This is a genomic window from Nitrosospira sp. CT (genome assembly GCF_059489795.1).
On the sequence record NZ_JCAHZJ010000060.1, the window covers coordinates 1 to 1,270 of the forward strand.

A 1,270-nucleotide genomic window follows, 5' to 3' on the forward strand; every position below is an offset into this window, starting at 1 on the left:
GTTCCTGCGCGGGCTGCATGTGCGACGCATCCTCGATCGGGTGCTGGACGCCGAGAGCGCGGTGATGCACGTCATGGAGGAGATGGGCATCGACGCCGACGACTGGTCGGCCTACTTCACCTACGAGCTCACCCGGCTGCACGGCTGGACCGGCTTTGTGCGCTGGCGTTCGTCCGCCAAGCATTACTACTGGGCGCAGCGCTACCCCGCCGACGTCGTCGATCTTCTGGCTATTCGCCTGGTGGTGGGACTGGCGCTGCTGCAGGAAAGCGCGCGCCATCGCCGTACGCCGGTTCGGCGCGAGCAGCTCGACGCCTTGCTGCGCGAACGCGGCGCGGAATGCCTGCTGCGCCATGCGCTGCACAGCGGCGAGGTGTTGCCCGATTGGGCGCAGCGCATCGACGACACGCTGTCGCGCGGCAACGGCAAACGCTGCGAGGCTCTGCTGCAACGCTACTGGCCATTGTGGCAGGCCCGTCAGGGACAGGATCAGGCCGCCGCCTTGCGCGAACTCGCCGCTGCGGCGGAGGCGACCGCGGCGCTTGAGGTGCTCTCGCTTGAGGATATCGCGGGACTGATCGAGGGGCTGCAGGAGTTTGCGCGGCAAGAGGGCATGGTCTGGACCCTGGCGATGGAGGCGCAGGCCATCGACCAGCTGCTCTCGCAGGTGCAGGTGCCGCAGGATCTGCCGTCCGGCAAGCGGCCGTTCGCGCAGGCCTGGTTCTGTATCGACGTGCGCGCCGAGCCCATCCGCCGCCACCTGGAGCGCGTGGGCGATTACCAGACCTTCGGCATCGCCGGCTTTTTCGGCGTGCCCGTGGGCTTCCTCGGCTACGGCAAGGGCAGCGAGAGTCACTACTGTCCGGCGGTGGTCACGCCCAAGAACCTGGTGCTGGAACTGCCCGCCGCGCTGGACCCGAACGACGAAGATTTCATCAGCACCCTCGGCCACGTGCTGCACGATCTCAAGAGCTCGGTGCTCTCGCCCTACGTCACGGTGGAGGCGGTGGGCATGCTGTTCGGGCTGGACCTGTTCGGCAAGACCCTGGCGCCGCTGGGCTACAGCCACTGGCGCAGCCGCATCGATGCAGAGAAGCCCGTCACCCGGCTGTTGGTGGACAAGCTCACCCGCGAGCAGGCCGACTCCATCATCCGCACGCTGCAGCGGGCGATGATCGTCAAGGCGCTGCAGGCCGAGCTGCATATCGAGCGCGAGCGGGTGGATGACGACATGATCCGCGAATTGCGCGAAACCGCGCTACGCCACCGC

At 67.6% G+C, this 1,270-nt stretch carries 1 protein-coding gene; it reads left to right on the plus strand.

Annotated features, from left to right (window positions below):
* Window positions 1-1,270 (plus strand): putative inorganic carbon transporter subunit DabA (locus tag AC52W5_RS09950; protein WP_495670888.1); only part of this gene is annotated, 1,270 nt, incomplete at both ends.